The following is a 2,180-nucleotide window of genomic DNA, read 5'->3' on the forward strand; positions in this document are numbered from 1 at the left end:
CCGACTGGATGGCTGCCGCCGACCGTGGCTCACTGCTTCTGCAGCCCGACAGCCGAGAGACGGGGGCGTCGGGATCGGGGGAGCGTTCCGTCGGCTCCGAAATGGGGTAGCAGCCACATTCGCGAGAATCATCACTCTAAGGGGTTCGTCCGCGAGATACAGGTATAGCAAACGATTCGCCGGAAAGTGGGCCATTTCGTCGGTATGATTATAGTCCGGTCGCCCAACCGTCCTCGCTCTGACCGAGCGATATTCCGACGTCGTCCAGACGCGGGCCATGGTCCGAAGAGACGACGATCGTGCAGCTGAGCTGCGCGCCGCCGGCGCGGAAGTCGTTATCGGCGATATGAGCAGTATTCGCGATCTACGAATGGCCATGAAGGGCGTGCAGCGCGCCCACCTCATTGCCCCGGTAACCAACAGTTATCTCGATCACGCCGTAAACTTCGCCGTCGCCGCGCAAGAGGAAGGCGTCGAGCACGTGATGGCGATCGGGCAGTGGCTGGCGAGCGAAAGCCATCCGTCGCTGATGACCAGGCGTACCTATCTGGTCGATCAACTGCTCGGTTGGATTCCGGAGGTCGACTATACCGTGATCAACGTCGGTTTCTTCGCTGATAATATCATGGCCGGACTCGGCATAGCTGCCCAGCTCGGCGTTCTCAGACTCCCACTCGGCCACGGAGCGACGGCCCTCGTTTCGAACGAGGATATCGGTCGCGTGGCCGCCGGCGTGCTCGGCAACCCGGCGCCATATGCCGGTCGAACATTGCGGCCCACCGGACCGAAGGTCCTGACTATAGAAGACATCGCGGCCGTGTTTAGCGAAGTCCTCGGTCGCGAAGTACGGTATCAAGAGGCTTCCGAACGGATGGCGCTCAAGTCGATCAGGGCCGGAGGCAAGCGAGCTCCCTTCGAGCAGACTCAGGTCGTCCATTATCTCCGTGAGTACCGTCGCGGCACCTTCGCGGCCGGTGAAACTACCAACGTCGTCGAAGAGGTCACGGGCCGGCCCGCCGAAAACTTCCAGACGATCGTACGCCGCTACGCAGCCGCCGATCCGCTCACGCGACGCTCGTTGTCCAATCTGCTCCGCGCGGTGAGACAAGTCGCGAAGGTCATGCTGACCCGACCTCTGGAGCTGAAGCGCTGGGAGCGCGAGAACGGTCTGCCGATCATCGATGGCCAGGATTCCATCGACGCGACGGAGTGGAAACGGACCCACGTTGTTCCGAATGCCTTCGGAGCGTAGACGGGCACCGCCTGCTCAATCGCGCGCTCGATTCAACAAAGAATGGCCTGGAGTGTCTTTTTGGGGTATAGGCCTTTCGATAGCAACGCAGAAAGACTAACGCTAAGCCCCAGGGGCTGGTTTTCGAAGAGACAGAGAGCTTCCTGCCGAAGGGACACCCATGGCGGGGTTTCTCCCATGACGAGGTGGTCGAGAACTTGGATTCCGAGAACCTTGCCAGCGGCTACCATGCGCTTGGTGAACTCGATGTCATCCTGCGAAGGACTTGGATCCCCGCTCGGATGATTGTGAAAGAGGAGGATTGTTACAGCGTTTGCAAGAAGAGCGGGCGCGAGAAATCCTCGGGGCTCAGCTGTGGTTTGGGAGATGGTGCCAACGTATCCCAGAACGGTTCCGATCGCCTTGTTGCGAATGTCGAAGAGGATCGCTCCCACAACGAAGGACGTTTCCTTTTGGAGGGATTGGCGCCCGGGAGGATCGCCATCGAACTGTCTGCGGAGGGGTACCGTGAGTCCCGCACCGAGCTTGAACTGGCTCCCGGGCGAGCGCCGCGAGAACCTCGAGATCGTCCTGGAGAAGGGCGGGCGCGTCACTGGCCGGGTCGTCGATGAGAGAGGGCTCGCGATCCAGGGCGCGCGGGTAACCGCTCAGGCGAGCGTGACGAGCCCAATCCCGGCCAGGACGCGCTACTCCTCTGGCGAGATTACTAACACAGACTCCAGCGGACGCTTTGTTCTCAGTGGGTTGGAGCTTGGAACGGTGACGATCGACGTCCATACCTCGGATCGCGTCCCCACCTCGAAGACCGTGGAGTTGGGTCCGGAGGGTGCCACGGTCGAGATCGTTCTTCCGGCAGGAGTCCGGGTGACGGGCCAGGTCGTCGCCATGGACGGGACACCTGCCAGCGGTGCCGAGGTCCGTCTCGTCG

3 protein-coding genes are annotated in these 2,180 nt (G+C 61.6%); 2 read left to right on the forward strand and 1 reads right to left on the reverse strand.

All coding sequences use genetic code 11. From position 1 onward, the window contains the following. Window positions 1-277: 277 nt before the first annotated feature. A complete protein-coding gene (locus GY725_20380; protein ID MCP4006542.1) occupies window positions 278-1,252 on the forward strand; it encodes an NmrA family NAD(P)-binding protein in 975 nt (324 codons plus the stop codon). A gap of 32 nt (window positions 1,253-1,284) precedes the next feature. On the opposite strand, the gene GY725_20385 is transcribed toward GY725_20380, so the two are convergent. Next, complete coding sequence (locus GY725_20385; protein MCP4006543.1) at window positions 1,285-1,686, reverse strand: JAB domain-containing protein; 402 nt, start codon at window positions 1,684-1,686, stop codon at window positions 1,285-1,287. A gap of 73 nt (window positions 1,687-1,759) precedes the next feature. Between GY725_20385 and GY725_20390 the strand changes: the two genes are divergently transcribed. Beyond that, window positions 1,760-2,180, forward strand: a 421-nt coding sequence (locus tag GY725_20390) for a carboxypeptidase regulatory-like domain-containing protein (GenBank protein MCP4006544.1), incomplete at its 3' end; no start/stop codon positions are given.

It is taken from the genome of bacterium, from assembly GCA_024226335.1.
Taxonomy (GTDB): domain Bacteria; phylum Myxococcota_A; class UBA9160; order SZUA-336; family SZUA-336; genus JAAELY01.

Bases quoted from the DNA above. Each gene is read 5' to 3' on its own strand.
- GY725_20380 (MCP4006542.1), top strand. From the start codon at position 278: ATGGTCCGAAGAGACGACGATCGTGCAGCTGAGCTGCGCGCCGCCGGC.